This window comes from Bordetella pertussis 18323 (assembly GCF_000306945.1).
GTDB classification, from domain to species: domain Bacteria; phylum Pseudomonadota; class Gammaproteobacteria; order Burkholderiales; family Burkholderiaceae_B; genus Bordetella; species Bordetella pertussis.
The window spans coordinates 1907775-1933233 of sequence record NC_018518.1 but is presented as its reverse complement, the minus strand read 5'-3'; the positions used below and the strand labels follow the sequence as shown (position 1 = coordinate 1933233).

The 25459-nt window shown below is 69.0% G+C and carries 26 protein-coding genes and 2 pseudogenes; 8 read left to right on the top strand and 20 right to left on the bottom strand.

Annotated features, from left to right (window positions below):
- Nucleotides 1-60: 60 nt before the first annotated feature.
- The 3 genes from BN118_RS09125 to BN118_RS09115 all read left to right on the top strand — a co-directional run bounded on the left by BN118_RS09125 (nucleotide 61) and on the right by BN118_RS09115 (nucleotide 2031).
- Nucleotides 61-558, top strand: a complete 498-nt coding sequence (locus tag BN118_RS09125) for a DUF2384 domain-containing protein (RefSeq protein ID WP_003811295.1) — start codon at nucleotides 61-63, stop codon at nucleotides 556-558.
- The gene (locus tag BN118_RS09120) at nucleotides 555-1082 is read left to right on the top strand and encodes an RES family NAD+ phosphorylase (RefSeq protein ID WP_010930291.1); all 528 of its coding nucleotides are present in this window, start codon (nucleotides 555-557) and stop codon (nucleotides 1080-1082) included. The genes BN118_RS09125 and BN118_RS09120 overlap by 4 nt, the downstream gene beginning before the upstream one ends.
- A gap of 133 nt (nucleotides 1083-1215) precedes the next feature.
- Nucleotides 1216-2031 (top strand): MetQ/NlpA family ABC transporter substrate-binding protein, encoded by an 816-nt coding sequence (locus tag BN118_RS09115; protein WP_003811298.1) that lies wholly within the window; start codon nucleotides 1216-1218, stop codon nucleotides 2029-2031.
- A gap of 12 nt (nucleotides 2032-2043) precedes the next feature.
- Here BN118_RS09115 and BN118_RS09110 read toward each other — a convergent pair whose 3' ends face one another.
- The 11 genes and pseudogenes from BN118_RS09110 to BN118_RS09060 form a co-directional block, all read right to left on the bottom strand.
- Complete coding sequence (locus BN118_RS09110; RefSeq protein WP_010930292.1) at nucleotides 2044-3225, bottom strand: alpha-hydroxy acid oxidase; 1182 nt, start codon at nucleotides 3223-3225, stop codon at nucleotides 2044-2046.
- A 47-nt stretch (nucleotides 3226-3272) separates the two neighbouring features.
- Nucleotides 3273-4166 carry an archaetidylserine decarboxylase gene (gene asd / locus BN118_RS09105; RefSeq protein ID WP_003811301.1) on the bottom strand — a complete coding sequence of 298 codons (894 nt, stop codon included), beginning with the start codon at nucleotides 4164-4166 and terminating at the stop codon, nucleotides 3273-3275.
- 126 nt (nucleotides 4167-4292) lie between these two features.
- Nucleotides 4293-4763, bottom strand: a complete 471-nt coding sequence (locus BN118_RS09100) for a hypothetical protein (RefSeq protein WP_010930293.1) — start codon at nucleotides 4761-4763, stop codon at nucleotides 4293-4295.
- 125 nt (nucleotides 4764-4888) lie between these two features.
- A complete protein-coding gene (locus BN118_RS09095; protein ID WP_010930294.1) occupies nucleotides 4889-5716 on the bottom strand; it encodes an RsiV family protein in 828 nt (275 codons plus the stop codon).
- Between the two features lie 28 nt (nucleotides 5717-5744).
- Nucleotides 5745-6521, bottom strand: coding sequence for a lipoate--protein ligase family protein (locus BN118_RS09090; RefSeq protein ID WP_003811306.1), 777 nt, complete (start codon nucleotides 6519-6521; stop codon nucleotides 5745-5747).
- Complete coding sequence (locus BN118_RS20530; RefSeq protein ID WP_023852802.1) at nucleotides 6518-6793, bottom strand: hypothetical protein; 276 nt, start codon at nucleotides 6791-6793, stop codon at nucleotides 6518-6520. Before BN118_RS20530 ends, BN118_RS09090 begins: the two co-directional genes overlap by 4 nt.
- Before the next feature lie 14 nt (nucleotides 6794-6807).
- Nucleotides 6808-7272: a GNAT family N-acetyltransferase gene (locus BN118_RS09080; RefSeq protein ID WP_010930295.1), complete on the bottom strand. Its 465-nt coding sequence runs from the start codon at nucleotides 7270-7272 to the stop codon at nucleotides 6808-6810.
- Nucleotides 7273-7283: 11 nt separating this feature from the next.
- The gene (locus BN118_RS09075; protein WP_010930296.1) at nucleotides 7284-7985 is read right to left on the bottom strand and encodes a glutathione binding-like protein; all 702 of its coding nucleotides are present in this window, start codon (nucleotides 7983-7985) and stop codon (nucleotides 7284-7286) included.
- A 109-nt stretch (nucleotides 7986-8094) separates the two neighbouring features.
- Nucleotides 8095-8595, bottom strand: a complete 501-nt coding sequence (locus tag BN118_RS09070) for a glutathione peroxidase (RefSeq protein ID WP_003811310.1) — start codon at nucleotides 8593-8595, stop codon at nucleotides 8095-8097.
- A gap of 82 nt (nucleotides 8596-8677) precedes the next feature.
- Nucleotides 8678-9856: a DUF1501 domain-containing protein gene (locus tag BN118_RS09065; RefSeq protein WP_003811311.1), complete on the bottom strand. Its 1179-nt coding sequence runs from the start codon at nucleotides 9854-9856 to the stop codon at nucleotides 8678-8680.
- Nucleotides 9857-9879: 23 nt separating this feature from the next.
- Nucleotides 9880-11308: pseudogene (locus BN118_RS09060) on the bottom strand (DUF1800 domain-containing protein).
- A 175-nt stretch (nucleotides 11309-11483) separates the two neighbouring features.
- On the opposite strand from BN118_RS09060, the gene BN118_RS09055 reads away from it, so the two are divergent.
- Nucleotides 11484-11819: a tetratricopeptide repeat protein gene (locus BN118_RS09055; RefSeq protein WP_003811313.1), complete on the top strand. Its 336-nt coding sequence runs from the start codon at nucleotides 11484-11486 to the stop codon at nucleotides 11817-11819.
- Here BN118_RS09055 and BN118_RS09050 read toward each other — a convergent pair.
- The 3 genes from BN118_RS09050 to BN118_RS09040 all read right to left on the bottom strand — a co-directional run bounded on the left by BN118_RS09050 (nucleotide 11816) and on the right by BN118_RS09040 (nucleotide 14496).
- Nucleotides 11816-12766 carry an IS481-like element IS481 family transposase gene (locus tag BN118_RS09050; RefSeq protein ID WP_005013747.1) on the bottom strand — a complete coding sequence of 317 codons (951 nt, stop codon included), beginning with the start codon at nucleotides 12764-12766 and terminating at the stop codon, nucleotides 11816-11818. The two genes, BN118_RS09055 and BN118_RS09050, sit on opposite strands and share 4 nt — an antisense overlap.
- Nucleotides 12767-12864: 98 nt before the next feature.
- Nucleotides 12865-13815 carry an IS481-like element IS481 family transposase gene (locus BN118_RS09045; RefSeq protein WP_005012067.1) on the bottom strand — a complete coding sequence of 317 codons (951 nt, stop codon included), beginning with the start codon at nucleotides 13813-13815 and terminating at the stop codon, nucleotides 12865-12867.
- A gap of 99 nt (nucleotides 13816-13914) precedes the next feature.
- A complete protein-coding gene (locus tag BN118_RS09040) occupies nucleotides 13915-14496 on the bottom strand; it encodes a hypothetical protein (protein WP_014905758.1) in 582 nt (193 codons plus the stop codon).
- A gap of 303 nt (nucleotides 14497-14799) precedes the next feature.
- Between BN118_RS09040 and rpsP the strand changes: the two genes are divergently transcribed.
- The 3 genes from rpsP to trmD all read left to right on the top strand — a co-directional run bounded on the left by rpsP (nucleotide 14800) and on the right by trmD (nucleotide 16622).
- Nucleotides 14800-15060: a 30S ribosomal protein S16 gene (gene rpsP / locus BN118_RS09035; protein ID WP_010926757.1), complete on the top strand. Its 261-nt coding sequence runs from the start codon at nucleotides 14800-14802 to the stop codon at nucleotides 15058-15060.
- Between the two features lie 165 nt (nucleotides 15061-15225).
- Nucleotides 15226-15849: a ribosome maturation factor RimM gene (gene rimM / locus BN118_RS09030; protein ID WP_014905757.1), complete on the top strand. Its 624-nt coding sequence runs from the start codon at nucleotides 15226-15228 to the stop codon at nucleotides 15847-15849.
- Nucleotides 15849-16622: a tRNA (guanosine(37)-N1)-methyltransferase TrmD gene (trmD, locus tag BN118_RS09025; RefSeq protein ID WP_003816734.1), complete on the top strand. Its 774-nt coding sequence runs from the start codon at nucleotides 15849-15851 to the stop codon at nucleotides 16620-16622. The genes rimM and trmD overlap by 1 nt, the downstream gene beginning before the upstream one ends.
- Here the strand turns inward: trmD and BN118_RS09020 are convergent.
- The 5 genes and pseudogenes from BN118_RS09020 to BN118_RS09000 all read right to left on the bottom strand — a co-directional run bounded on the left by BN118_RS09020 (nucleotide 16619) and on the right by BN118_RS09000 (nucleotide 21434).
- Complete coding sequence (locus BN118_RS09020; RefSeq protein WP_010930593.1) at nucleotides 16619-17827, bottom strand: aminotransferase class V-fold PLP-dependent enzyme; 1209 nt, start codon at nucleotides 17825-17827, stop codon at nucleotides 16619-16621. The two genes, trmD and BN118_RS09020, sit on opposite strands and share 4 nt — an antisense overlap.
- 25 nt (nucleotides 17828-17852) lie before the next feature.
- Nucleotides 17853-18326 (bottom strand): RidA family protein, encoded by a 474-nt coding sequence (locus BN118_RS09015; RefSeq protein WP_010930594.1) that lies wholly within the window; start codon nucleotides 18324-18326, stop codon nucleotides 17853-17855.
- Between the two features lie 73 nt (nucleotides 18327-18399).
- Nucleotides 18400-19350 carry an IS481-like element IS481 family transposase gene (locus tag BN118_RS09010; protein WP_014905674.1) on the bottom strand — a complete coding sequence of 317 codons (951 nt, stop codon included), beginning with the start codon at nucleotides 19348-19350 and terminating at the stop codon, nucleotides 18400-18402.
- A 98-nt stretch (nucleotides 19351-19448) separates the two neighbouring features.
- Nucleotides 19449-20798 carry an ATP-binding protein gene (locus tag BN118_RS09005; protein ID WP_014905756.1) on the bottom strand — a complete coding sequence of 450 codons (1350 nt, stop codon included), beginning with the start codon at nucleotides 20796-20798 and terminating at the stop codon, nucleotides 19449-19451.
- Nucleotides 20795-21434: pseudogene (locus BN118_RS09000) on the bottom strand (response regulator transcription factor). Before BN118_RS09000 ends, BN118_RS09005 begins: the two are co-directional and overlap by 4 nt.
- Before the next feature lie 129 nt (nucleotides 21435-21563).
- Between BN118_RS09000 and BN118_RS08995 the strand changes: the two are divergent.
- On the top strand, nucleotides 21564-22319 hold the full coding sequence (locus BN118_RS08995) for a MipA/OmpV family protein (RefSeq protein WP_023852900.1): 756 nt from the start codon (nucleotides 21564-21566) through the stop codon (nucleotides 22317-22319).
- Between the two features lie 92 nt (nucleotides 22320-22411).
- Here the strand turns inward: BN118_RS08995 and BN118_RS08990 are convergent, their stop codons facing one another.
- Nucleotides 22412-25294, bottom strand: coding sequence for a valine--tRNA ligase (locus BN118_RS08990; protein ID WP_010930794.1), 2883 nt, complete (start codon nucleotides 25292-25294; stop codon nucleotides 22412-22414).
- Nucleotides 25295-25459: the final 165 nt, after the last annotated feature.

Genomic DNA, 25459 nt, shown 5'->3' with positions numbered 1-25459 from the left:
GTTTCATATGGAATATAATATGTTCTAAATGGAGTTAACTGTCCTGTGCAGGAGGCCGCCATGAGCATTGCCATCGCCGAGAAAAGCCCCGCCCGGGGCGCGCCCAAGCGGCGCGCGCCGGCGGCGCGCAAGCGCGCCCTCGAGGAAGAGGCGCGCGTCGATTCCTTCGCCGACCTGGTCGACAGTCCCTTGATCGCCATGGCGCACGGCGTGCAGCGCGGGCTGTCGCCGCGCCTGCTCGACGACGCGGCCGATTACCTGCAAGTGCCCAAGTCCGAGATCATGGCCATCACCGAGGTGAAGGCAGCCTCGCTGTCGCGCTGGATGCGCGACGGGCAGGCGCTGCCCCTGGGCGAGTCGGACCGCCTGGCGCGGGTGGCGCGCGTGACCAAGGTGGCGCGCCAGGTGCTGGGCGGCGACGCCGAAGCGGTGCAATGGCTCAATACGCCGGTGCCCGCCCTGGGCAACGTCAAGCCGCTGTCGCTGCTGACCTCGGACGCCAGCAGCCGCATCGTCGAGGATACCCTGGCCCGCGCCGCCGCCGGGGTCTACGCTTGAGCCATGTATCGCTGTGGCGCATCGCCACCACGGCGGGCAAGTACCGCGCCGACGACCTGAGCGGCGCCGGCGCCGGCGCGGCGGCGGTGGGCGGGCGCTACAACAGTCCGGGCACCGCCGTGGTGTACGCCTCGTCCTGCGTGGCGCTGGCGGTGCTGGAGACCGTGGTGCATTTCGCCGCGCCGGCCACCGCGCAGGCCAACCGTTACCTGATCGAGATCGTGGTGCCGCGCGCGGTGTACGAGGCGCGCCAGGTCCTGGAGGTCGACGCGCTGCACAAGCGCCATCCCTTCTGGGACGCGGTGCCGTTTGCCGAAGTGTCGCAGCGCATCGGCGACGCCTGGGTGCGCGGCAACGGCTCGGCCCTGCTGCAGCTGCCCAGCGCCATCGTGCCGTGCCGCGGGGTGCCGGACTGCAATCTGCTGATCAATCCGCAGCATCCCGATGCCGCGAGCGTGCGGGTGGCGCGGCGCGAGAAGTTCATCTACGATCCGCGCCTGGCGCCCGGCGGGCCGCGCCAGTGAGGGCCATGCCCCGCGGCGCCACGTCCTGTACCCGTCCCGCGGCAGCCTGATCCCCTTGCCGGGCGCAGGGCTACCGGCCCGGCCGCGCGGCCCGTGCGGCACAATGGGATTTTTGGCGCAAGGCGAGGCGGCAATGCGGATTCGAAGCGGCTGGATGCAATGGTTGGGCGCGCTGGCGCTGTGGTGCGCGGCGGCCGGCGCGGGCGCGGCCCAGCAGGCGCCGCTGCGCATAGGCGTGATCGCCAGCGTGGCCAACGAGGCCACCGAGATCGCCATCGCGCAGGCGCGGGCGCAGGGGCTGGAGGTCAAGCTGATCGAGTTCAACGACTGGGTCATGCCCAACATCGCCGCGGCCGAAGGCTCGATCGACGCCAATTTCTTCCAGCACGAGCCTTTCCTGCAATTGTTCAACCGCAGCCGGGGCACGCACCTCACGCCGATCGCGTACGGTTATTCCACCACCATCGGCCTGTTCTCGAAGAAACTGAAGAAAGGCGATGCCATCCCGCAGGGCGCGACCATCGCCGTGCCCAACGACCCGGTCAATACCGGGCGCGCGCTGCAGCTGCTGGCCTCGATCGGGCTGATCGGGCTCAAGCCCGGCGCCGGGCACCAGGCCACGCTGCAGGATGTCACCGACAATCCGCGGCGCATCAAGCTGGTGCAGCTGGAAGGCTCGCAGTCGGCGCGCACCTTCGACGACGTGACGGCCTCGGTCACCTACACCACCTTCGCCAAGCACGCGGGCATCGACGAAAAGGACGGGCTGGCATTCGACAACACCGACCCCGAGACGGTGCGCCGCTACGCCATCCGCTGGGTCGCCACGCCCGAGCGGGCGCAGGATCCGCGCTTGCTGGCCTTCATCCGCATCTACCAGTCCTCGCCCGAGGTCAAGGCGACCCTGCGCCGCCTGTATGGCGAACTGATCGACTTCCCCTGGGAGTGAGGGGACCGCGCCTTACAGACGGCGCAGCAGCCCGGGCGCCATGGCGGTGCAGCGCGTCACGCCCAGCATGGCCATGTTGCGGTCGATCTCCTCGCGCAGCAGGCCGATGGCGTGCGCCACGCCGGCTTCGCCGCCCACCGCGGCGGCATAGTTGAAGGGCCGGCCCAGGAACACGAAGCGCGCCCCCAGCGCCAGCGCCTTGAGCACGTCGCCGCCGCGCCGGATGCCGCTGTCCATCATGACGGCCATGGCGCCGGCCGCCTCGGCGATGTCGGGCAGCACGCGCAGGGGCGCGCAGGCGCCATCGAGCTGGCGCCCGCCGTGGTTCGAGACGATGATGCCGTCGGCCCCATGGGCGCGCGCCAGGGCGGCGTCGCGCGGATGCATGATGCCCTTGATGACCAGCTCGCCGCGCCAGGACCGGCGGATGCGCTGCACATGGCTCCAGTCCAGGTGGTCGCGCGCCGAGAAATCGCGCAGCACGTTGGCCGACAGGATGGGCGCGCCGCGCGTGGCGAACGAGTTCTCGAAATGCGGCATCCCGTGCGCCAGCAGGGTGCGCAGGAAGGTGCCGGCCAGCCAGCGCGGGCGGCTCAGGCCGTCCCAAGCCAGCCGCAGGCCAGGCTTGAGCGGGGTGGAGAAGCCCGTGCGCACATTGTTCTCGCGGTTGGCCGAGACTGGAATGTCCACGGTCAGCACCAGCGTCCAGTAGCCGGCGCGCGCCACGCGCTCGACCAGCGCGTCGATGCGCCCGGGGTCGCCGGGCAGGTAGGCCTGGAACCAGGTGCCCGGCGCCTGGCGCGCCACTTCCTCGAGCGGGATGAGCGACGATCCGCTCATGATGGCGGGGATGCCCGCCGCGCGCGCCGCGCGGGCCAGCACGATGTCGCCGCGGTAGGCCGACAGGGCGCTGATGCCCATGGGGGCGACGCCAAAGGGCGCGGCCCATTCCTGGCCGAAGAGCTCGGTGCGCGTATGACGCGCCGAGACGTCCACCAGCACGCGCGGCAGGAATCCGTATTCGGCGAAGGCGCGCCGGTTGTCGTCGTGTGCCTGGTTGTCCTCGGCCGCGCCCGCCACGTAGCCGAAAATCGGCCGCGGCAGGCGGCGGCGCGGGCGGCGGAGGCGGCGGACAGGGGCAGTGCGGAAGACGACATGAGAGCTCCAGAAACGGCGGCGATGGCCAGGCCGCAATCTAGCAAGCCCTCATGTATCGATAAAGCGAATTTATTATGAGATGTTTATTCGCTTTCTGGAAATGAAATGGCGGTGCTGGCGGGCAATGCCAGGGTTTCGCCCATCCGTACCGGCCCGCGTACCGAGGGCAGGTCCAGCCAGCGCAAGCGCTTGGGGCCGAACAGCACGATGACGGTGGAGCCCAGCTTGAAGCGGCCCATTTCGGCGCCCTTGTCCAGATGGATGGGCGCACGGGCGGCGGCGTCGTAGCGGACGCTGCGCACCTGGCGCTTGTGCGGCGTCACCAGGCCGGCCCAGACGGTTTCGATGGACGCGACGATCATGGCGCCGACCAGCACCAGCGCCATGGGGCCATGCTCGGTGTCGAACAGGCAGGCCACGCGTTCGTTGCGCGCGAACAGTTCCGGCACGCTGCGCGCGGTCAGCGGGTTCACGGAAAACAGGCGGCCGGGCACGTGCACCATTTCGCGCAGCGTGCCGGCCAGGGGCATGTGCACGCGGTGGTAGTCGCGCGGCGACAGGTAGATGGTGGCGAACTGGCCGCCGGCAAACGGCGCGGCGCGCTCGGCGTCGCCGCCCAGCAGGTCGGTCAGCCCGAAGCTGTGGCCCTTGGCCTGGAAGATGCGGCCGTTGTCGATGGCGCCGATCTGGCTGATGGCGCCGTCGGCCGGGCACAGCGCCGCGCCGGGCTCGTCGTCCAGCGGGCGGGCGTCCGGCTTGAGCGCGCGCGTGAAGAAGTCGTTGAAGCTGGCGTAGGCCAGCGGGTCCTCGACCAGGGCTTCGCTCATGTCGACGTTGTAGCGGCGTACGAAGCGCGCAATCATGCGGTTCTTGATTTCGGGGGCGCGGCAATCCGCCACGCGGCCCATCAGGCGCGAGACCAGGTGATGCGGAGCGAGATACTGGCTGGCGAGAAAAAGCTGGTCTTTGAAGGGCATGTATGGGTTCGGCGAACGGCGCCGGGCAGGCGCCGCACTGGTGGGAACGGATACAGACGGGCCGCGCGCGGCGTCCGTGGCGACAGGCGGCAATTGTAACGTGGAATGGGCGCGCGCCCGCGTTGGTCAGGGCTGGGGCAGGCGCTCGACCGGCGCGTCGGCCGGCACGCGCGTCAGGCGCTCGCGGTCGATGCGGCGGCTGACGAAGCTGGTGCTGCGCGCGGCGGCGTTGCGCAACAGCACCGACAGCACGGCGCCCTTGTCCTGGATCCAGCGCGGCTTGGCGCGCAGCAGCTTCATGGCGCTGTCGGGGTTGCCCATCCGGTAGTTCATGCCGTTGATGGCGGTGGTGCGCTTGCCGTCGAAATGGGTCTCGTCGAGCTCGGTGATGGCGGCCGCGTCCAGGTTGTTGCAATCGTGTTCGACGCGATAGACGAACTTGATGCCGCTGTGCGGATCCTTGATGACCACCAGCTTGTCGGCGCCCGAGATATCCGAGAGCATGCCCACGACGATGGACTCGACCCATTGGTTGCCGCGCTGCTCCTCGGTGTACAGCAGGATGGTGGCGGGCGTGGGACGGGCGGATTCGGTCATGGGCGGTGCGGTCGTAGAGGGGCGCTCGCTGCGCGGCAGCCGCATGATAGGCGCGGCCGGCGCGCGGCAAAGGCGCGAACAACGGGCCTTGCGCCGCGTTGTTCGGCGGCGCCCGCCGCCGGCGCTCAGCCCGCCGGGATGAACTCGGGGCGCAGAACGCCGCGCAGGCGCTCGTAGGGAATGAGGATTTCCGGCTGTCCGTGCGAATACGGCGCGATGGTATAGGCGTCGTACTTGACCACCAGCCCCTGGCGGGTGAGGGCGAAATTGGTGGTTTCCTGGAACGGCCACATGCGGTCGTAGGCGGCGCGGTCGTGCTGCGCGTCTTCGTTGGCGGCCAGCCATCGCTGGTGTGCCTCGCGCATGGCGACGACATACTCGGCCTTGCGGCTGGGGATCAGGACCTCGTCCAGCGTCAGCGGGCGGCCCTGGCTACGTTGCCAGTTCAGGTAATGCGTGGCGGGGATGCCGTGCGCCGCGCCGGTCAGGAACTGGGTGGTGCCCAGCTCGACGGCGACGATGTCGCCCACCACGTCCTTGACGCTGGCCTTGAAGTAGGTGGCGTCGCGCGCCTGGGCGGTTTTCCAGAAGTACTGCGTGTATTCGGACAGCGTCTGGTAGCGGCCGCGCAGGTTCTGGTCCACGCCGGTCATGGCGGCCAGCTGGCGGTCGACCAGCTCGCTCAGGGCCGGGATGCCGGGGAAGGACACGCTGTCGATCTCGACGCGCGGGCATTCGCCGGTGCAGCCCGGCTTGGCGCTGGCCCATTGGATGCGCTCGGTGCGCACGTCGCCGATGGTGGCCGGCTCGGCGCCGGCCGCGGCGGGAGCGGCGCCGGCCAGCGTGATGTCGGCCGGCGGCGCGCTGCCGCAGGCGGCCAGCAAGGCCAGCGCGCCGGCGGCGCAAAGCAGTTTCAGGCGGGGCGGGGGCAGCGCGGTCGCGCGGTACTTCATGGGCGTTGCTCCAAGAGGGCGGAAGGCATCAGGGAACGAGGGCGGTCCACTCGGGGCTGGAGAATTTTTCCTCGGCCTGGCGTTGCGCCGCCTGCAGGGTGGCCGCGCCGATCTCGGCGGGCGTCAGGCGGCACATGCCGGCAAAGGTCTGCAGCATGCGTTCGATAATGGTATCGCGAGCCAGGCCGGTCTGGCTGCGCAGCGGGTCCACGCGCTTCCTGGCGCTGGTCGTGCCCTTGTCGGACAGCTTCTCGCGGCCGATGCGCAGCACCTCGACCATCTTGTCGGCGTCGATGTCGTACGACATGGTGACGTGATGCAGCACCGCGCCGGCGCGGCGCGCCTGGGCGGCGCCGCCGATCTTGCCCGCGTCCGAGGCGATGTCGTTGAGCGGCTGGTACCAGGCCTTGATGCCCAGCTCGTGGAGGGCGCGGATGACCCAGGCATCCAGGAAGGCATACGATTCCTGGAAGCTCATGCCGGCCACCAGCGCCTGCGGCACGCTCAGCGAATAGGTGATGGTGTTGCCCGGCTCGACGAACATCGCGCCGCCGCCGCTGACGCGGCGCACCACGGTCACGCCGTGGCGGCGCGCGCCGTCGGGGTCCACCTCGTTCCTGAGCGACTGGAAGCGCCCGATGATGACGGCCGGCTGCGACCATTCCCAGATGCGCAGCGTGGGCGGACGCTGGCCCGCGCCGACCTCGTCGGTGATGGCGGCGTCCAGCGCCATGTGCAGCGCCGGCGGCAGCGGGCCCGGGTGGATCAGTTGCCAGTCGTAGTCGGTCCAGGCGGTGCGGTTCATGACAGCGCCCTCTGCACGACCACGGCCACCGCCTCGGGGCTGAAGCCGAACAGCTCGGCCTCGGCCGGCAATGCAGCGCGCACGGCCTGCGCGATGCCTTCGGCGCCGGCGTCGGCCGGCAGCCCGTCCAGGCCGCGGTTGATGGCCTCCAGCGCCTCGGGCGGCTCGAGGAAGAAGTCGCCCGACAGGCGCACCTGGCGCAGGCGGCCCTGCGCGACCTCCAGGTCTATGACGACCAGCTTGCCGCCGGGAACTTTGTATTCGCCATGCATGGCCGGGATTCCTTTCATGCCAGGTCCAGTTTCATGCCCTCGTGCGTGGCCTTGAAACCCAGGGATTCATAGAAGCGCCGGGCGTCGGCGCGCTGCTTGTCGGTGGTCAGCTGCACCAGGCCGCAGCCCTTGTCGCGGCACTGGGCGATGGCCCACTCGAACAGCGCGCGGCCGGTGCCCGCGCCGCGCTCGCTGGCCGCCACCCGCACGCTTTCGATCTGCCCGCGCCACAGGCCGCGGCGCGACAGCCCGGGAATGAAGCTGAGCTGCAGGCAGCCGATGATCTGGCCGGCGCGCTCGACCACCGCCAGGAGCTGGTTGGGATCGCGGTCGATGGCGCCGAAGGCCGCCAGATAGGCCGGCTGCGGCGGCATGGTCGGGTCTTCGCGCTGCTGGCCGAAGGCGTCGTCGGCCAGCAGCGCGATGATGGCCGGCAGGTCGGTCGCGGCGGCGCGGCGGAAGCTGAGCGTGGCGGTCATGGCGGCCTCGCTCAGCGGCGCACGTTGGCGGCGGTCTGGCCGAACAGCACGCGGCGGGACTCCTCGGTGTCGACCGACGGCTTGGTGTTGATCCGGTCGGCCAGCGCGTAGGCGCGCTGCGTGGCCGGGCGGGCGCCGATGGCCTCGAACCAGCGCTTGAGGTTCGGAAACTCGTTCAGGTCCTGGCCCTGGCGCTCGTGCGGCACGATCCAGGGATAGGCCGCCATGTCGGCGATCGAGTAGTCGCCGGCGACGAACTCGCGCTGCGCCAGCTGGCGGTCGAGCACGCCATACAGGCGGTTGGTTTCCTTGACGTAGCGCTCGATGGCGTAGGGGATGCGCTCGGGCGCATAGGCCGAGAAGTGGTGGTTCTGGCCGGCCATGGGGCCCAGTCCGCCCATCTGCCAGAACAGCCACTGCAGCACGTCGGCGCGCCCGCGCAGGTCGGCGGGGATGAATTGGCCGGTCTTCTCGGCCAGGTACAGCAGGATGGCGCCGGACTCGAACAGCGGGATCGGCGTGCCGCCATCGGCCGGCGCCTGATCGACGATGGCCGGGATGCGGTTGTTGGGCGCGATGGCCAGGAATTCCGGCTGGAACTGCTCGCCCTTGCTGATGTTGACGGGGTGTATGCGGTAAGGCAGGCCGGTCTCTTCGAGAAAGAGCGTGATCTTGTGGCCGTTGGGAGTCGTCCAGTAGTAGAGATCGATCATGGCGCGTCCTGAGCGAATGCCGGGCGGAGCCGGCGGGCAGCCGTCATGATAGCGGGTCGCGCCGCGCGGGCGCGCCATGTCCACGTCAGCGGGTCGGGCAGGGGCGCCGCTAGGGCGTCGGGCCGGGCGCGGCGCAGGCGCGCGCGATGTCGTGGCGCAGCGATTCGGGCGTGTGGGCGGGCGCGTAGCGCCGCAGCGGCAGGCCGTCGCGCCCGACCAGGAATTTGGTGAAATTCCATTTGATGGCGCGGGTGCCCAGCAGGCCGGGCTTGCGTGCCTTCAGCCAGCGGTACAGCGGGTGGGCGTGGGCGCCGTTGACGTCGATCTTGGCGAACAGCGGGAAGCTGATGGCGTACTGGGTTTCGCAGAACTGCGCGATGGCGGCCTCGTCGCCCGGCTCCTGGCGCCCGAACTGGTTGCACGGAAATCCCAGGACGACAAAGCCTTCGTTGCGGTACGAGCGGTACAGTTCTTCCAGGCCCGAGTACTGGGGCGTGAACCCGCAGCGCGAGGCGACATTGACCACCAGCGCCACCTGGCCGCGAAAATCGGCCAGCGCGCGTTCCGCGCCCGTTATGGTGGGGGCGCTGAAGTCGTACATGGTGTTCATGCAGGCTCTCCAGGGGGACGGTTCAGGCCGCAGCGGCCTGCGTGGCCAGTGTAGCGCCAGCGCGCCGTCCGTGGCGTGCGCGTCAGACCAGCTTGAGGTCGAGCGGACGCGCGCCCGGAAACACGGCCTGCAGGCGTTGCGCGTCGAGGCCATACAGGCGGCCGAACAGGCCCGCGAACAGCGCGCGGTAGTCGGTCAGCACGGGGTAGTCGCGATCCTGGAACAAGGTGTCGCGCTTGACCGCCACCTGCTCGCCGGCGATGCGTCCGCCGCGCACCCCGCCGCCCAGCACCCAGTACACGCTGCCATGGCCGTGGTCGGTGCCCTTGTTGCCGTTCTCGCGCAGGGTGCGGCCGAACTCGCTGATGACGACCACGGTGGTATGGCGCCAGGCCGGGCCCATCGCCTGCGCGTAGGCGGCCAGCGCGCGTCCCAGCTGGCCCAGCTTGGTGGCCAGCACGCCGTTGGCCGCGCCCTGGCCGACGTGAGTATCCCACCCGCCCACGTCCACGAAGCCGAGGTTGTAGCGCTCGGCCATGAAAGTGCCGATGCGGCGCGCCTCCTGCTCCAGTTTCTCGGTGCTGCCGGCACCGCCGTTGGCCTCGCGCATTTCGGCCTCCAGCGCGGCGCGCGCCTGGCCCATGGCGGCCAGGCCTTCGTTGACCGAGGCATCCAGGCCGGTGCCCTGGTACATCTGGGCGATGGCGCTACTGCTGTCGGCCGTCAGGCGCGACTTGCGCTTGGCCCCGCCCAGGTCGATATTGGGCACGCGCGCCTGGCCGCGGAAGATCTGCGGCACGTCCTCGGTGAAGGCCGCCGGCCTGCCGGCCTTGCCGTCGAGCTGGGCGGCCAGCCGGTTGAGAAAGCCGGAGGCGGGCGCGGCGCCGCTGCCGCCGGCGCGGCCCAGCTCGATGCGGTTCTGGGTCTCGAAGTGGCTGCGGCTGGCGTCGTCGGTGCCGGCGAAAGGAACGAAGGCCAGCTCGCCGCGCTGGTAGAACGGCAGCAGGCTGTCCTTGACGGCCGGGTGCAGGGCCCAGCCGTCGGACAGCGCGGCGGCGGCGTCGCGGGCAATGGCGATGTGCGGACGGGACTCGTAATAGAACTCGCTGGTCGTGGGCACGAGCAGGCTGGCGGCGTCGTAGGCGCCGCGCATGAACACCACCAGCAGGCGGGTGTCGGGCGGGCCGGCGGCCAGCAGGCGGGTGCCGTACAGGGTGAGCGGGGCGGCGGCGGCCAGTTTGAGCAGTTGGCGTCGGTGCATGGCGATTCCTGGAATGCGGGCGTTCAGCGGCGCATGAATTCCGGCGAGGCCAGCAGGTAGGTATTGGCGTCGCGGACGTTGGGGGCCGATTCGATGGCGCGGCGCGTGGCCGGCGACAGCGCCGAGAACGGCCCCGCGCCGGCGCCATAGGCCTGGACCAGGGGCGGCAGGGGCGGCACGCGCGGCCTGTCGTCGCGGTCGGCGCGGTAGAAGGTCGCGGGTGCGGCGGCAATGGCGCGCGCCGCCTCGAAGCGCGTGGTCATCTGTCCGGAACCGGCCCAATCGGATTCGTTCATGGGATAGCCGTCCGGCGTCAGCCGCTGGTAGAGCGGCTGGCCCATGCGCTTGAGCCAGTCCAGCGCGGCGTCGGGATTGCGCAGCGGTTCCCTGCCGTCGTAGGCCAGGCGCAGGGCCGAGTACAGGTAGTGGGCCGGGTCGCTGCACCAGCGCATCGGGCGGCTGGTCGGCCACGAAGTACTGCGCCAGCTTGCGGCTGACGTGGCGGGCCGTGGCGGGATGGCGCGCCAGCAGGTCGAGCGCCTCGTCCAGTTCGGCCAGGCCGCGCCCGCCGCGTATGGTGTGGCCCAGCACGGTCTTGTCGCCGTGGTCATGGCGCCCCGGTTCGAACAGGAATAGGCCGTCTTCGACCAGCTGCTCGCGCTGCGCGGGCTTGACGCGCGGCGCCTCGCCGGTCTGGTTCAGGCCCACGCCCGTGAGCACGCGCGCCAGTTCCTGCACGTCGCGCTGGCTGTAGCCGCCTTGCACGCCCAGGGTGTGCAGCTCCAGCAGTTCGCGCGCGTAGTTCTCGTTGATGTGGCCGGCGCTGTTGCGGATGTTGTCCAGGTAGATCAGCATGGCGGGCGAACGGGCGGTGGCGGCCAGCAGGTCGCGGAACTTGCCCAGCGCATGCGGCCGTATGGCCTGGTCTTCGTAGGCGCTGAAGTGGTTCATCCAGAACCAGGTCATCTGCTCCTGCAACTGGTTGGGGGAATAAAGCGCCAGCCAGACGGCGCGCTGCATGGTTTCGTTGGCGCGCTGGCGCGACACCATGCGGTTCTCGCGCGAGGCCGCCAGCTTGCGGGCGGGATCTTCGATCTGGCGGATTTTCGCGGTCCGCGCGCGTTGCGCCAGCAGCGCGTCGCGCGCCGGCACGCGCGTGATCGACAGCGCGTCGATCCGGGCCTGCACCGCCGGCGGCAGCGCGGCCGGCCGCGGCCGCAACTGCTCCTGCAGATAGACGGTCCAGCTCAGCCGCTGCGCGCGGGCCAGTTCGGCGGGGGTGACGCCCCAGCTGACGCGGTCGACCTGGGCGGCCAGGCGTTGCGGGCCGGCCGGGGCGGCTTGCGCGGCGGCCGGCGCGGCCGGCGCGCTGGCGGCGGCGCAGGCCAGCCGGCGCCAGACTTTCATCCACGATGGAAACAGCACGATCGATGGCACAGTGGGTTCCTGCATTGTTCAGGTATCGGATCGCACTATGGCGGAATAATTCGCCCTGCACATCGATTTGATACGCACCGACACAGACGGTTTTCCCCTGTCGGAACGCGGACATGCGGGCGTCGCGGCGGGAGCTGGCCTATCATGAACGAACGCGGCGCCTTGGGGCGCCTTTGCCGGAGAGGGCCTTATGCAAGCCATGACCGAGCGCCTGGAAGCCATGCTGGCGCAGGGTACCGACAACATGTTGTTGCGTTTCACGCTGGGCAAGACCTACGCCGAACACGAACAATTCGACGCGGCCTTGCCGCACCTGCGCGCGGCGCTCGATTTCGATCCCACGTACTCGGTCGCCTGGAAGTGGCTGGGCAAGACGCTGCAGGGACAGGGCGACCGCGCCGGCGCGCGCCAGGCCTGGGAAAGCGGACTGGCGGCCGCGCAGTCGCGCGGCGACCAGCAAGTGGTCAAGGAATTGCAGGTTTTCCTGCGGCGATTGGCGCGCGAAGACGCGCAGCACGGCGGCTAGGTGTGAACTGTCAATAGGTTGTATTCGTCCAGGTTGAGTCTGGAGATGGGTACAGCGCGCCCGATGCCTTGGTGGGGTCGATGCCAGTTGTAGTGGTGTAGCCAGGATTTCATGGCATCGGCTCGGTGTTGGGAGTTCTGGTAGGTGTGAGCGTAAGCCCACTCACGCAAGGCCGACTGGATGAAGCGTTCGGCCTTGCCATTGGTCTGTGGGCGGTAAGGTCGGGTAAAGCGGTGCTTGATGCCCAGCTCATGGCACAGCGCGGCGAAGGCGCGGCTGCGAAAGGCCGAGCCATTGTCGGTGAGCAAGCGCTGGATGGTCACGCCCAGGCGCTGGTAGTAGGCCACTGCGTCCTTGAGGAACTGGACGGCGCTGGGGAAGCGCTCGTCGGGGTGGATGTCGGTGAAGGCCACGCGGGCGTGGTCATCGATGGCCACGAAGACGAAGTCCCAGCCGGCCCCCTCAACGGTATCGCGTCGGTTGCCCGTGACCCGGTGGCCAGGGCGCTGGATACGTCCCAGCTTCTTGATGTCGATGTGCAGCAGATCGCCGGGGGCCTGATGCTCGTAGCGCACCACCGGCTCGGCCGGCTCCAGGTCGGCCAGGTGCGACAGACCGGCGCGGGCCAGGACGCGGCTGACGGTGCTGGCTGACACGCCCAGCGCCTGGGCGATGCGCGCTTGGGTCAGCCGCTTGCGGCGCAGCTCCACGATAGCCAGCGCCTTGGCCGGCGCAATCGCTCGGGGCGAGACCGTCGGGCGCGAGGACGCATCGGCCAAGCCCGCCTGGCCCTGAGCCAGGAAGCGGCCCAGCCATTTGCGTACAGTCGGCGCGGTGACCCCATAGGCGCGGGCCGCTTCAGGCACACAAACTTGATGGGCGATCAATTGCTGGACCATTTCGAGTCGACGTAGGAAGGTCAATCGGGCATGCTTATGGGTGTTCATCCGGCCGGGCTCCTTGAGTGAACTGGGGGGGTGGCGATTTCCAGTTTCTCAAATCCGGTTCGGATGAACCATGCATACAACCTATTGAATCTTCACAGCTAGCTGTGAACTGTCAATAGGTTGTATTCGTCCAGGTTGAGTCTGGAGATGGGTACAGCGCGCCCGATGCCTTGGTGGGGTCGATGCCAGTTGTAGTGGTGTAGCCAGGATTTCATGGCATCGGCTCGGTGTTGGGAGTTCTGGTAGGTGTGAGCGTAAGCCCACTCACGCAAGGCCGACTGGATGAAGCGTTCGGCCTTGCCATTGGTCTGTGGGCGGTAAGGTCGGGTAAAGCGGTGCTTGATGCCCAGCTCATGGCACAGCGCGGCGAAGGCGCGGCTGCGAAAGGCCGAGCCATTGTCGGTGAGCAAGCGCTGGATGGTCACGCCCAGGCGCTGGTAGTAGGCCACTGCGTCCTTGAGGAACTGGACGGCGCTGGGGAAGCGCTCGTCGGGGTGGATGTCGGTGAAGGCCACGCGGGCGTGGTCATCGATGGCCACGAAGACGAAGTCCCAGCCGGCCCCCTCAACGGTATCGCGTCGGTTGCCCGTGACCCGGTGGCCAGGGCGCTGGATACGTCCCAGCTTCTTGATGTCGATGTGCAGCAGATCGCCGGGGGCCTGATGCTCGTAGCGCACCACCGGCTCGGCCGGCTCCAGGTCGGCCAGGTGCGACAGACCGGCGCGGGCCAGGACGCGGCTGACGGTGCTGGCTGACACGCCCAGCGCCTGGGCGATGCGCGCTTGGGTCAGCCGCTTGCGGCGCAGCTCCACGATAGCCAGCGCCTTGGCCGGCGCAATCGCTCGGGGCGAGACCGTCGGGCGCGAGGACGCATCGGCCAAGCCCGCCTGGCCCTGAGCCAGGAAGCGGCCCAGCCATTTGCGCACAGTCGGCGCGGTGACCCCATAGGCGCGGGCCGCTTCAGGCACACAAACTTGATGGGCGATCAATTGCTGGACCATTTCGAGTCGACGTAGGAAGGTCAATCGGGCATGCTTATGGGTGTTCATCCGGCCGGGCTCCTTGAGTGAACTGGGGGGGGTGGCGATTTCCAGTTTCTCAAATCCGGTTCGGATGAACCATGCATACAACCTATTGAATCTTCACAGCTAGCGGCTGCGCACGGCGGCGGCCAGCGCCCGCGTCACCGTGAAGTCGACCAGGTCGCCTTCCTTGAGGGTACGCAGTTTTTCCTGCGCCGCGGCGCTGCGCAAATGGAAGGTCTCGCGGCCGCCCTGCGGGTCTTGCAGGATGACCGTGCGGCCGTCCTTGGCGATGTGCCAGATTTCGGCCGTGATGGTCGTGCTGCGGCCCACCGCGCCTTGCGGCAGGGCGCCTTCCTTGGCGCGGGTGGCGACGGTCTCGCTGCGGACTTCCGGTACACCGCTGCCCTTGGCGCGCGTGGCGATCGACACGGATTCGTAGTAGTCCACACGCATGGTGTCGCCTACCTTGATGCGGTCGAAATTGCGCACGTCGGGGCCGGCCTGCAGGGGAACTTCGTTGCCTTGCGGGCCGCGCACCGTCACCGTGCGCGTGGCGGGGTCCACCGCGGTGATCTGGCCTGTGACCGAAACCAGGGCGGCGTCGCCGACCCGGGCGGCCGCCGGCAGGGGCACCGCCAGGACGGCGGCCAGGGCGCCGCAGGCGGCCAGGCGGGTAAGCGGGGCAAGAATCGAACAATGCTTCATGATGGAAAGCTCCTGTCGATGCGATGAAACAGCGGGCGGTGTATGCTTGCATACCTGCCGGGCCGGCTGCCTTTGCAGGCAGGCCGGCGCGCCGCTTGCGAGGGGCCTTCGGGCCGCCCGCGTGGCCGCCCCCCGATTGCGTCACGCAAGCATACGCCTGTGGCGCGGGCGGCGTTCAGCGCAGTTGGGCATTCGTCCCATTTTTTTGTCTGTCCATAGGGGAAAAACGCAACTTCAGTTGCCACCAGGCAACTTTAAGTGCTAGAATTTCCCATTTTTCACAACCAATTCAAGGGATTACCTATGCTGGTGATTCGTCTGGCCCGCGGTGGCTCGAAGAAGCGTCCGTTTTACAACCTGGTAGCTACCGATTCGCGCAATCGTCGCGATGGCCGTTTCGTCGAGCGCGTTGGCTTTTACAACCCGGTTGCCGCTGAAGGCACCGAGAATCTGCGCATCGCCCTGGACCGCGTGCAATACTGGACCGGCAACGGCGCGCTGCTGTCGCCCGCCGTCGAGCGCCTGGTCAAGGAATACTCGGCCAAGGTTTCGGCTGCTGCCTGAGCCCGCTGCCGGGTGCGGCGGGTGCGGGCGCGCGTAAGCGTACCCCCGGCCGTGCCCCCGTGCGCGTCTGGCCGGGGCTTTGCCATGCCCGCCAGCGCCTGCATTTCTTGAAAGCGCTGCCTATGCCAGCGCTTTCTTTGTCCGCAACTTTGCTACACACGACACATGTCTGAAGCCGCACATTCCGGCGCGGCGCCCGCGGATCTGGTCGAGCTGGGCCGCATTGCATCGGCCTACGGTGTCAAAGGCTGGGTAAAGGTGCAGCCCCACTCGGCGCAGGCCGAAGTGTTGCGCACCGTCTCTCACTGGTGGCTGACTCGCCCCGCGCCGCAAGCGGCCCGGGGCGTTGTCGCGTCCGTGCCGCGCGCCTATCAGGTGCTGCAGGCGCGCGTCCATGGCGGCGCGGTGGTGGCCCAGCTGGCAGGCATCGACGACCGCGATCAGGCCGAGGCCTTGCGCGGTTGCTTCGTCCAGGCGGCGCGCAGCGCCTTTCCGGCGCCCGCCGACGACGAATACTATTGGGTCGACCTGATCGGCTGCGCGCTCTACAGCGATGCGGACGGCGAGCCCCGCTTGCTGGGCGTGGTCGACGAGGTGTTCGACAACGGCGCGCACGCGGTCCTCAAGGTCTTGCGCCAGCAGATCCAGCCCGGCCAGCCCGGGCCGGTGCCGCTACTCGACCCCAAGGGCCGGCCGCTCGAAGAGCTGGTGCCGTTCGTGCGCGCCCATATCCGGCATGTCGACTTGGCCGCGCGCCGCATCGACAGCGACTGGCCACTGGACTACTGATGCGCTTCGACGTCGTCACGCTGTTTCCCGACATGTTCGGCCTGGTGCGCGACCAGGGCGTGACGGGGCGCGCCCATGCGCAGGGCCTGTGGGCGCTGCACGCCTGGAACCCGCGCGATTTCACCCACGACGTGCATCGCACGGTCGACGACCGCCCCTACGGCGGCGGCCCAGGCATGGTGATGATGGCCGCGCCGCTGGAAGCCGCGGTGGCGGCCGCACAGGCCGCCCGCGCCGCGCAGGGCCTGCAGGCCGCGCCGGTGATCCTGCTGTCGCCGGCAGGTCGGCGCTACGACCAGGCCGAAGCCACCACGCTGGCGGCGGGCACGGGCGCGATTTTCATCTGCGGACGCTACGAAGGCGTGGACCAGCGCTTCATCGAGCGCTGTGTCACGCATGAGCTGTCATTGGGCGATTTCGTGCTGTCGGGCGGCGAACTGGCCGCCCTGGCCATGATGGACGCTGCGGTGCGCTTGCTGCCCGGCGTGCTCAACGATGGCGACTCCGCGCTGCAGGACTCCTTCAACGCGGCGCTCGACGGCCTGCTCGACAGCCCGCATTACACCCGTCCGGAAGTCTACGAAGGCGTGCCGGTGCCGCAGCCGTTGCTCAGCGGCCATCATGCCAACATCGCGCGCTGGCGCCGCGAGCAGTCCCTGCGGCTGACCGCCAGCCGCCGCCCCGAGCTGATCGAGCGCGCGCGCGGCGAGGGCCGGCTCAGCAAGGCCGACGAACGCTTCCTGGCCAGCCTGGCGGGCGAGCGCGAAAGCTAGGGCGCGCGGCGCGCCAGCGCGGCCAGCGCGTCGAGCAGCGCATCGATCTCGGCCTCGGTGGTCAGGTAGCTGACCGAAGCGCGGGCGATTTGCCGCAGCCCGCGCGCCTGCATGTCCAGCGGCGTATAGGCCACCCCGTTGCAGCCCAGCGCGATTCCCTGGCGCGCCAGCTCGCGTTGCACCGCGTCGGCCTGCCAGCCTGCCACATCGAAGGCAATCAGCCCGGATCGCACCCGTCCCTGGTCCAGCAGCGTGATGCCGTCGAGCGCGGCCAGGCGCGTGCGCAGGCGCGTGGCCACGGCGTCGATGCGCGCGCGGATCGACGCGATGTCCAGCTCCAGCGCTTCGTGCAGCGCGTGGGCCAGTCCGCAGCGCAGCGCCACGCTGTTTTCGGCCGACTCGAAACGGGCGGCGTCGCCGCGCACGATGGGGCAGCCATCCTCGCCCAGCGGCGCCGACCAGGTATCGACCCAGGCCGGCGCCAGCCGCTCCAGGAAGGCCTGGCGCACATACAGCAGCCCGGTGCCGCGCGGTCCGCGCAAGGCCTTGCGGCCCGCGCCGCTCAGGACGTCGCACCCGACCTCGGCGACATCGATGGGCAATTGTCCGACGGCCTGCGCGGCATCGACGAAATAGGCGATACCGTGGCGCCGCGCAATGCGCCCGACGGCGGCAGCCGGATTGACCAATCCGCCATTGGCCGGCAGCCATGTCAGCGCGATCAGGCGCACCCGCTCGTCCAGCATGGCCTGCAAGGCGCCGGGGTCCACCGCGCCGCTCTCGTCCGAGGCAATGGTTCCGATCGTCGCGCCGGCGCGCTGCGCGGCCAGGCGCATGGCCGCCAGGTTGCCGCCCCATTCGTGGCGGGCGACCAGGATGCGGTCGCCGGCCCGCCAGGGTCCGAGCGCGGCGAAGGCCGCGCCCCAGCCCGCCGAATTGCCCGTGGTCAGCGCAACCTCGGCTGGCTGGGCGTTGAGCAGGCGCGCGGCCAGCAGGCGTGCGCGCTCGGCCTGTTCGCGCGCCTGTACGCCGGCCTCCATGGGCCCCTGCGTGGCCTCGAGGCGCAGATGCGCCTTGATGGCCTGCAAGGTGCCGGCCGAGGGCAGCGAAGCGCCCGCGTGGTTGAAGTGGATGAATGCGCCTTGCGCGCCCGGTGTGCGGGCACGCAGGGCGGCGACGAGCTCATCGGTCAGCGTGGCGGGCATGGTGCGATCCTGGCGTCGGGGCGGCTCAGGCCTGCGCCAGCGCGACCACGGCCTCGACTTCGACGGCGACGCCGTTGGGCAGCGAGGCCACGCCCACCGCGCTGCGCGCATGGCGGCCGGCTTCGCCGAACACATTGACCATCAGGTCCGACGCGCCGTTCGCGATGGCGCTGTGGCGATTGAAGTCCGGCGCGGCGGCCACGAATACGCCCAGGCGCACGATGCGCGCCACGCCCTGCAGGCGGTCGCCGGTGGCGGCGGCCAGTTGCGCCAGCACGCCCAGCGCGGCCTGGCGCGCGGCCTGCACGCCTTCTTCGTCGCTCACGCTGTCGCCAAGGCGGCCCAGGTGGACGGGCTTGCCGTCCACGCGCGGCACCTGCCCCGAGATGTACAGGAGGTTGCCGTCGCGCACGAACGGCACGTAATTGGCGGCCGGGGCGTTGGCCGGCTCGAGAGTCAGGCCGAGTTCGGCGACGCGGACGGAGATCGAAGCAGTCATTGTCGTACACCTGTTCAGAGAGTGAGTCCTACATCCTAGCGGTTGCGGCGCATGCTGGCCAATTCCTCATGCGCTAGCTGTGAACTGTCAATAGGTTGTATTCGTCCAGGTTGAGTCTGGAGATGGGTACAGCGCGCCCGATGCCTTGGTGGGGTCGATGCCAGTTGTAGTGGTGTAGCCAGGATTTCATGGCATCGGCTCGGTGTTGGGAGTTCTGGTAGGTGTGAGCGTAAGCCCACTCACGCAAGGCCGACTGGATGAAGCGTTCGGCCTTGCCATTGGTCTGTGGGCGGTAAGGTCGGGTAAAGCGGTGCTTGATGCCCAGCTCATGGCACAGCGCGGCGAAGGCGCGGCTGCGAAAGGCCGAGCCATTGTCGGTGAGCAAGCGCTGGATGGTCACGCCCAGGCGCTGGTAGTAGGCCACTGCGTCCTTGAGGAACTGGACGGCGCTGGGGAAGCGCTCGTCGGGGTGGATGTCGGTGAAGGCCAAGCGGGCGTGGTCATCGATGGCCACGAAGACGAAGTCCCAGCCGGCCCCCTCAACGGTATCGCGTCGGTTGCCCGTGACCCGGTGGCCAGGGCGCTGGATACGTCCCAGCTTCTTGATGTCGATGTGCAGCAGATCGCCGGGGGCCTGATGCTCGTAGCGCACCACCGGCTCGGCCGGCTCCAGGTCGGCCAGGTGCGACAGACCGGCGCGGGCCAGGACGCGGCTGACGGTGCTGGCTGACACGCCCAGCGCCTGGGCGATGCGCGCTTGGGTCAGCCGCTTGCGGCGCAGCTCCACGATAGCCAGCGCCTTGGCCGGCGCAATCGCTCGGGGCGAGACCGTCGGGCGCGAGGACGCATCGGCCAAGCCCGCCTGGCCCTGAGCCAGGAAGCGGCCCAGCCATTTGCGCACAGTCGGCGCGGTGACCCCATAGGCGCGGGCCGCTTCAGGCACACAAACTTGATGGGCGATCAATTGCTGGACCATTTCGAGTCGACGTAGGAAGGTCAATCGGGCATGCTTATGGGTGTTCATCCGGCCGGGCTCCTTGAGTGAACTGGGGGGGTGGCGATTTCCAGTTTCTCAAATCCGGTTCGGATGAACCATGCATACAACCTATTGAATCTTCACAGCTAGCCGCGCGGCGCGAAGCCCACGGCGATGCCGAAGCCGCGGCCGTCCAGGCCGGCGCCGCAGTCGATCCGGGCACGATGCAGGCGGGCGATCTGGGCCACCAGCGACAGGCCGATGCCGCCGCCGCGCTGCGCCTGGCCCGGCTGGCGATAGAAACGCTCGAAGATGCGCTCGTGCCGGTCGGCGGGCACGCCAGGCCCGTTGTCCAGCACGCGCAGGCCGACCGCGCCGTTCTCCAGCGGGCCGCAGTACACGACGACCCGGCCGCCCTCGGGCGTATAGCGCAGGGCATTGTCGACCAGGTTGCTCACCAGGATGCCGAGCGAATCCAGGTCGCCGCTCACGAAGGCGGGCCGGGCGTCGAGCTGGATGCGTTGATGGCGCGCCTGCGCGCGCGCCTGGTGGTCGGCGATGATCATGGCGGTCAGCGTGGCCAGATCCACTTCGCCGCCAGGCACGGTGGCTTCCATGGCGTCCAGGCGCGCCTGGTCGAGCAACTGCTCGGACAGGCGGGCGGCGCGCCGCGCCGCGTCCAGCAGTTTGCACAGCGCGCTGTGCCGTTCGTCGGCGTGGCGCGCGCCAAGCGCGACTTCCGCCTGCATCTTCAGCGCGGCCAGGGGCGTGCGCAGTTCGTGGGCCGCGTCGGCGATCAGGCGCCGTTCGCGCGCCAGCGCCGTGTGCACACGCCCGAACTGCCGGTTGATCGCCGTGATCAGCGGCCGCAGTTCCGCCGGCACGTCGCCGTCGGGCAGGGGTGCGAGATCCAGCGGATCGCGTTGCTGGACGGCGCGGCCGACACGGTCCAGGCGCCGCATGGCGCGGTCGATCGCCAGCAGGATGCTCAGGGCCAGGAACAGGAACAGCAGGGCCGAGGCCTTCAGGCTGGCGCCCAGCCATTGCAGGATGTCGCCGCGGCGCGCGGCCAGCGAATGGCCGGCCTGCGCCTGTATCCGGCCCTCGGCGTCGGTCACGCTGTAGACGCGCCACGGCTCTCCATCCAGTTCGACGTCGGCATAGCCGTCGGCGAAGGCCGGGTTGAGCGGGCCGGGCGGCGCGTTGACGCTGTGCACGATCTGGCGGCGCGACGCCATGCTCCAGATCTGGAAGCTCATGCGCAGCTCGCTGGTCTGCACCGGCTCGGGCAGGCGAAAGCCGGTCGGCTCCGAACGCTCCATGATGTCCAGCGGCATGGACAGCACGGCCTGGCTGGCGACATCGCGCAGCCGGGCGTCCCAGGTGCCGGTTTCGCGCCGGCCCATTTCGAAGGTCTGCCAGCCCAGCCAGACTTCCCAGTTCAGCAGCAGCGCGGCCAGTACCGCGGTCAGGATGCGTCGCTTGAGCGATTTCATGCGCCTTCCTGGCCGATGCGATAGCCGTAGCCGTGCACCGTCTCGATCAGGTCGTCGCCCAGCTTGCGCCGCAACTGGTGCACGTACACGGCGACCGTGTTGCTTTCCAGCGCCACGCTGGCGCCGTAGACATCGTGCTCCAGCTGCTCGCGCGAGACCGTGCGGCCGCGCCGCTGCATCAGCGCCAGCAGCGTGCGGTATTCGCTCTGGCTGAGCGCGACGCTGGCGCGCCGCCGGGTCCACCAGTAGCTCGCCATGCCGCATGAGCGGCGCCACCTGGTTGTGGCTGCGGCGCAGCACGGCGCGCAGGCGCGCCAGCAGTTCGTCCAGTTCGAACGGCTTGACGATGTAGTCGTCGGCGCCGCCGTCCAGGCCGCGGATGCGGTCGCTGAGCTGGTCGCGCGCGGTCACCAGCAGCACCGGGGTGGTGTCGTAGCCCTCGCGCAGCGCGCGCAGCAGCGCCAAGCCGGACTGGCCGGGCAGGCCGATGTCCAGCAGGATCAGCTGGTAGGCGTGGTCGACCAGCGCAAGCTGCGCCTGCACCCAATCGACCCGCGCGCCGAGTTCGCGCTGCAGCGCGGTCTGCAGCGCGTCGCCCAGCATCGGGTCGTCTTCCACCAATAGCAAATGAGTCATGTCGTGTCGCCGGGCTATCCGCGTCCAGTGTCGCAGCCGCCGATTAAAAAGAATTTAAAACGCGGCGCGCACAATCGCGCCGTTGGGGCAGGCCGCCTGGGCGGCGCCCCGGTTTCCCAAGGAATGACAATGAAGCACGCATGGTGGCGCGCGACCGTCGTGTGCCTGGCCGGCACGCTGGGCACGGCGGCGCAGGCCCAGAACTACATCGGCATATCGGCGGCGGTGGCGCCGCGCTACGAGGGCGCCAAGGACTACCGCTTCCTGCCGGTGCCGCTCATCCATTACGAGAACGGGCCTTTCTTCATTTCGCCGCGCGCCGGGCTGCCCAGCGCCGGCCTGAAGTGGCAGCTCGGCGAACATGTGCATGCCGGCGTGTTCGTCGGCGCGCACCTGGGGCGTGACGCCGACGATTCGGACATTCTCCATGGCCTGGACGACATCGATATGCACGCGACCTACGGCGCCTACATCGAATGGCAGTATGGCGCGCTGGGCCTGGGCGCCGCATACCGCCAGGCCGCGCGCAGCGGCTACGGCGGCGTGGGGGAGCTGCGCGCTACCTACCGCGTGTGGCAGACCGGGCGCGACAGCGTCTCGGTGGGCGCGCGCACCGAGTGGGCCAGCGACGACTACATGCGCACCTGGTACGGCATCAGCGCCTCCCAGGCCGCCCGCAGCGAGGCCGGGTTGCGCCGCTACTCGGCCTCGTCGGGATTCAAGTCCGGCGGGATCTTCGCGTCCTGGACGCACCGCCTGGACCAGAGCTGGGCCGTCAACGCCACGGCGGGGGTCAATACCCTGTTCGGCGATGCGCGCGACAGCCCCGTGAGCGAGCGCTCGACCAACTACTTCGGCGGCGTGGGCCTGACCTACGCGTTCTGAACCGTGCCGGCGCCGCCTGTGCGCTCGCGCCGCTGTGTCCATTGCGCTTGCCATGGGCAGGAACCCCCGGCCGCGCCGGGGGGCCCTTGCGTTCAGACGCCCAGCTTGACGCGCTGGCCGCGTACCTTCTCCAGCGTTTCGCTGAACTGCGCCAGGCGCGCCTTCTCCTGTTCGACCACGGCCGCCGGCGCGCGCTCGACGAAGCTGGCGTTGCCCAGCTTGCCGTTCGCCTTGGCGATTTCGCCCTCCAGGCGCGCGATCTCCTTGTCCAGGCGCGCGCATTCGGCCGCCACGTCGATTTCGACATGCAGCATCAGGCGCGCGTCGCCCACTACCTGCACCGGCGCGCCGGCGTCGGGCAGGGCGGCCACCACCTCGACCTCGCTCAGCTTGGCCAGCGCCGCCAGGTAAGGGGTATTGCGCGACAGGACGTCGGTGGGGCCTTCGGCGACCAGCGGGACACGCTGGGCCGGCGACAGGTTCATTTCGCCGCGCAGCGCGCGCACGGCCTCGACCTGGGACTTCAGTTCGGCCACCGCGGCTTCCGCCTCGGCGTCGACGGCCTGCGGATTGGCGCGCGGGTAGGGCTGCACGCTGACGCTGGCCACGGCGCCGGCGGTCCGCTTGCCGGCGACCAGCGCAACCTTCTGCCACAGTTCTTCCGTGATGAACGGGATGACCGGATGGGCCAGGCGTAGCACCGCCTCCAGTACGCGGATCAGCGTACGGCGGGTGCCCAGCTGCTGGGCCGGCGTGCCCTGCTGGATCTGCACCTTGGCCAGCTCCAGGTACCAGTCGCAGTATTCGTCCCACACGTAGCGGTACAGCGCGTTGGCCACGTTGTCGAACCGGTAGTCGGCGAAGCCGCGCTCGACCTCGGCTTCCAGCGCCTGCAGCTGGCTGACGATCCAGCGGTCGGCAAACGAGAGTTCGCCGCCGTCGCCGTCCAGCGCGTGTCCTTCGGTGTTCATCAGCACGAAGCGGGTGGCGTTCCACAGCTTGTTGCAGAAGTTGCGGTAGCCTTCGCAGCGCTTCAGGTCGAAGTTGATGTTGCGTCCCAGGGTGGCATAGGCCGCCATGGTGAAGCGCAGCGCGTCGGTGCCGAACGCGGGAATGCCGTCCGGGTACTGGCGGCGCGTGGCCTTCTCGATGGCGCCGGCCTGCTTGGGGTGCATGAGGCCGAAGGTGCGCTTGCGCACCAGGCCTTTCAGATCGATGCCGTCGATGAGATCGACCGGGTCGAGCGTATTGCCCTTGGACTTGCTCATCTTCTGGCCGTCGGCGTCGCGGATCAGTCCGTGCACGTACACATGCTTGAACGGCACGCTGCCGGTCATGTGCATGGTCAGCATGACCATGCGCGCGACCCAGAAGAAGATGATGTCGAAGCCGGTGACCAGTACGCTGGAGGGCAGGTAGCGGCGCAGGTCGGGCGTGTCCTCGGGCCAGCCGAAGGTGGTGAAGGGCACCAGGGCCGACGAGAACCACGTGTCGAGGATGTCCGGGTCGCGCGTCAGCGGGCCGCTCACGCCGGCGGCGCGCGCCTGCTCCTGCGCCTCTTCCTCGGAGCGAGCCACGAACACCTGGCCGTCTTCGCTGTACCAGGCCGGGATCTGGTGGCCCCACCAGAGCTGGCGCGAGATGCACCAGTCCTGGATGTTGTTGAGCCACTGGTTGTAGATCGTGGTCCAGTTCTCGGGGTAGAAGGCGATGCGGCCGTCGGCCACCGCCTCCAGCGCCACTTCGGTGATGCTCTTGCCGGGGTTGAGCGTGCCGGCCGGGGCGGGCTTGCTCATGGCGACGAACCACTGGTCGGTCAGCATGGGCTCGAGCACGACGCCCGTGCGATCGCCCTTGGGCTGCATCATCTTGTGCGGCTCGACCTTCACCAGGTACTGCTGCGCCTGCAGCTCGGCCACCACGGCCTGGCGCGCTTCGTAGCGCTCCAGTCCCTGGAACTGCTTGGGGCCGTTCTCGTTGATGTGGGCGTCGAGCGTGAAGATGACGATCAGCGGAATGTCGTGGCGCAGCGCGCACGCGTAGTCGTTGAAGTCGTGCGCGCCGGTGATCTTGACACAGCCGGTTCCGAAATCGGGGTCGACGAAGTCGTCCGCGATGATGGGAATGTTGCGGTCGCACAGGGGCAGCTCGACCAGCTTGCCGAGCAGGTGCTTGTAGCGCGGATCGTCGGGGTGCACGCACAGCGCGCCGTCGGCCAGCATGGTTTCCGGGCGCGTGGTGGCGATGGTCATGCCGCGCAGCGTGACGGTGTTGCCGTCCTGGTCGGTGATGGTCTGCGGGCCGTCGACGAAGGGGTAGAGGATGTGCCACATGTGGCCATCCACCTCCTCGGACTGTACTTCAAGGTCCGACACGGCCGTCAGCAGCTTGGGATCCCAGTTGACCAGGCGCTTGCCGCGGTAGATCAGCCCTTGCTGATACAGGCGCACGAACGTCTCGGCCACGCCGCGCGACATGCGCGCGTCCATCGTGAAATACTCACGCGGCCAGTCGGCCGAGGCGCCGAGGCGGCGCACCTGGCCGGTAATCGTGCTGCCGGACTGTTCTTTCCACTCCCAGACCTTTTCCACGAACTTCTCGCGGCCGAGGTCATGGCGCGAAACCTTCTGGGCATCGAGCTGGCGCTCGACCACGATCTGGGTGGCGATGCCGGCGTGGTCGGTGCCGGGCACGAATACGGTGTCGTCGCCCAGCATGCGGTGGTAGCGCACCAGGCCATCCATGATGGTCTGGTTGAAGGCATGGCCCATGTGCAGGGTGCCCGTGACGTTGGGGGGCGGGAACTGGATGACGTAGGGCTGGGGGTCGGTCCCCGTTTCTACGTGCCGGCCGGCGTCGAAGTAGCCGCGCTTGGCCCACTCGTCGTACCAGCGGGTTTCGATTTCGGCGGGTTCAAAGCTCTTGGACAGTTCCTGGGATTCGTTCACGGGTTGATTGGGTGCGGCGTCAGTCATTGCGGGTTCCGGCGGTCAGCCTGGGAAGAATAGGGGGCAAGCAAACGGTCGATTTTAAGATGTAATACGTTCTTGCCGGCGTGTTAGAATACCCGGTTACTGTAAACCTTTTAGAAGTGCCTGTTTTCATTGGGAAAATCTGATCGGTATGCAGTCGCGAATCCT

Excerpts from the sequence above, each read along its gene's own strand:
- BN118_RS09080 (WP_010930295.1), bottom strand. The coding sequence starts at position 7,272 with ATGACCGCCACGCTCAGCTTCCGCCGCGCCGCCGCGACCGACCTGCCG.
- BN118_RS09075 (WP_010930296.1), bottom strand. The coding sequence starts at position 7,985 with ATGATCGATCTCTACTACTGGACGACTCCCAACGGCCACAAGATCACG.
- BN118_RS09040 (WP_014905758.1), bottom strand. The coding sequence starts at position 14,496 with ATGAAGCATTGTTCGATTCTTGCCCCGCTTACCCGCCTGGCCGCCTGC.
- rpsP (WP_010926757.1), top strand. The coding sequence starts at position 14,800 with ATGCTGGTGATTCGTCTGGCCCGCGGTGGCTCGAAGAAGCGTCCGTTT.
- BN118_RS09050 (WP_005013747.1), bottom strand. The coding sequence starts at position 12,766 with ATGAACACCCATAAGCATGCCCGATTGACCTTCCTACGTCGACTCGAA.
- BN118_RS09015 (WP_010930594.1), bottom strand. The coding sequence starts at position 18,326 with ATGACTGCTTCGATCTCCGTCCGCGTCGCCGAACTCGGCCTGACTCTC.
- BN118_RS09055 (WP_003811313.1), top strand. The coding sequence starts at position 11,484 with ATGCAAGCCATGACCGAGCGCCTGGAAGCCATGCTGGCGCAGGGTACC.
- BN118_RS09005 (WP_014905756.1), bottom strand. The coding sequence starts at position 20,798 with ATGAAATCGCTCAAGCGACGCATCCTGACCGCGGTACTGGCCGCGCTG.
- BN118_RS09115 (WP_003811298.1), top strand. The coding sequence starts at position 1,216 with ATGCGGATTCGAAGCGGCTGGATGCAATGGTTGGGCGCGCTGGCGCTG.
- BN118_RS09090 (WP_003811306.1), bottom strand. The coding sequence starts at position 6,521 with ATGAACCGCACCGCCTGGACCGACTACGACTGGCAACTGATCCACCCG.
- BN118_RS09010 (WP_014905674.1), bottom strand. The coding sequence starts at position 19,350 with ATGAACACCCATAAGCATGCCCGATTGACCTTCCTACGTCGACTCGAA.
- rimM (WP_014905757.1), top strand. The coding sequence starts at position 15,226 with ATGTCTGAAGCCGCACATTCCGGCGCGGCGCCCGCGGATCTGGTCGAG.
- BN118_RS09070 (WP_003811310.1), bottom strand. The coding sequence starts at position 8,595 with ATGAACACCATGTACGACTTCAGCGCCCCCACCATAACGGGCGCGGAA.
- BN118_RS09045 (WP_005012067.1), bottom strand. The coding sequence starts at position 13,815 with ATGAACACCCATAAGCATGCCCGATTGACCTTCCTACGTCGACTCGAA.
- BN118_RS09100 (WP_010930293.1), bottom strand. The coding sequence starts at position 4,763 with ATGACCGAATCCGCCCGTCCCACGCCCGCCACCATCCTGCTGTACACC.
- BN118_RS09020 (WP_010930593.1), bottom strand. The coding sequence starts at position 17,827 with ATGCCCGCCACGCTGACCGATGAGCTCGTCGCCGCCCTGCGTGCCCGC.
- asd (WP_003811301.1), bottom strand. The coding sequence starts at position 4,166 with ATGCCCTTCAAAGACCAGCTTTTTCTCGCCAGCCAGTATCTCGCTCCG.
- trmD (WP_003816734.1), top strand. The coding sequence starts at position 15,849 with ATGCGCTTCGACGTCGTCACGCTGTTTCCCGACATGTTCGGCCTGGTG.
- BN118_RS08990 (WP_010930794.1), bottom strand. The coding sequence starts at position 25,294 with ATGACTGACGCCGCACCCAATCAACCCGTGAACGAATCCCAGGAACTG.
- BN118_RS08995 (WP_023852900.1), top strand. The coding sequence starts at position 21,564 with ATGAAGCACGCATGGTGGCGCGCGACCGTCGTGTGCCTGGCCGGCACG.
- BN118_RS20530 (WP_023852802.1), bottom strand. The coding sequence starts at position 6,793 with ATGCATGGCGAATACAAAGTTCCCGGCGGCAAGCTGGTCGTCATAGAC.
- BN118_RS09065 (WP_003811311.1), bottom strand. The coding sequence starts at position 9,856 with ATGCACCGACGCCAACTGCTCAAACTGGCCGCCGCCGCCCCGCTCACC.
- BN118_RS09125 (WP_003811295.1), top strand. The coding sequence starts at position 61 with ATGAGCATTGCCATCGCCGAGAAAAGCCCCGCCCGGGGCGCGCCCAAG.
- BN118_RS09095 (WP_010930294.1), bottom strand. The coding sequence starts at position 5,716 with ATGAAGTACCGCGCGACCGCGCTGCCCCCGCCCCGCCTGAAACTGCTT.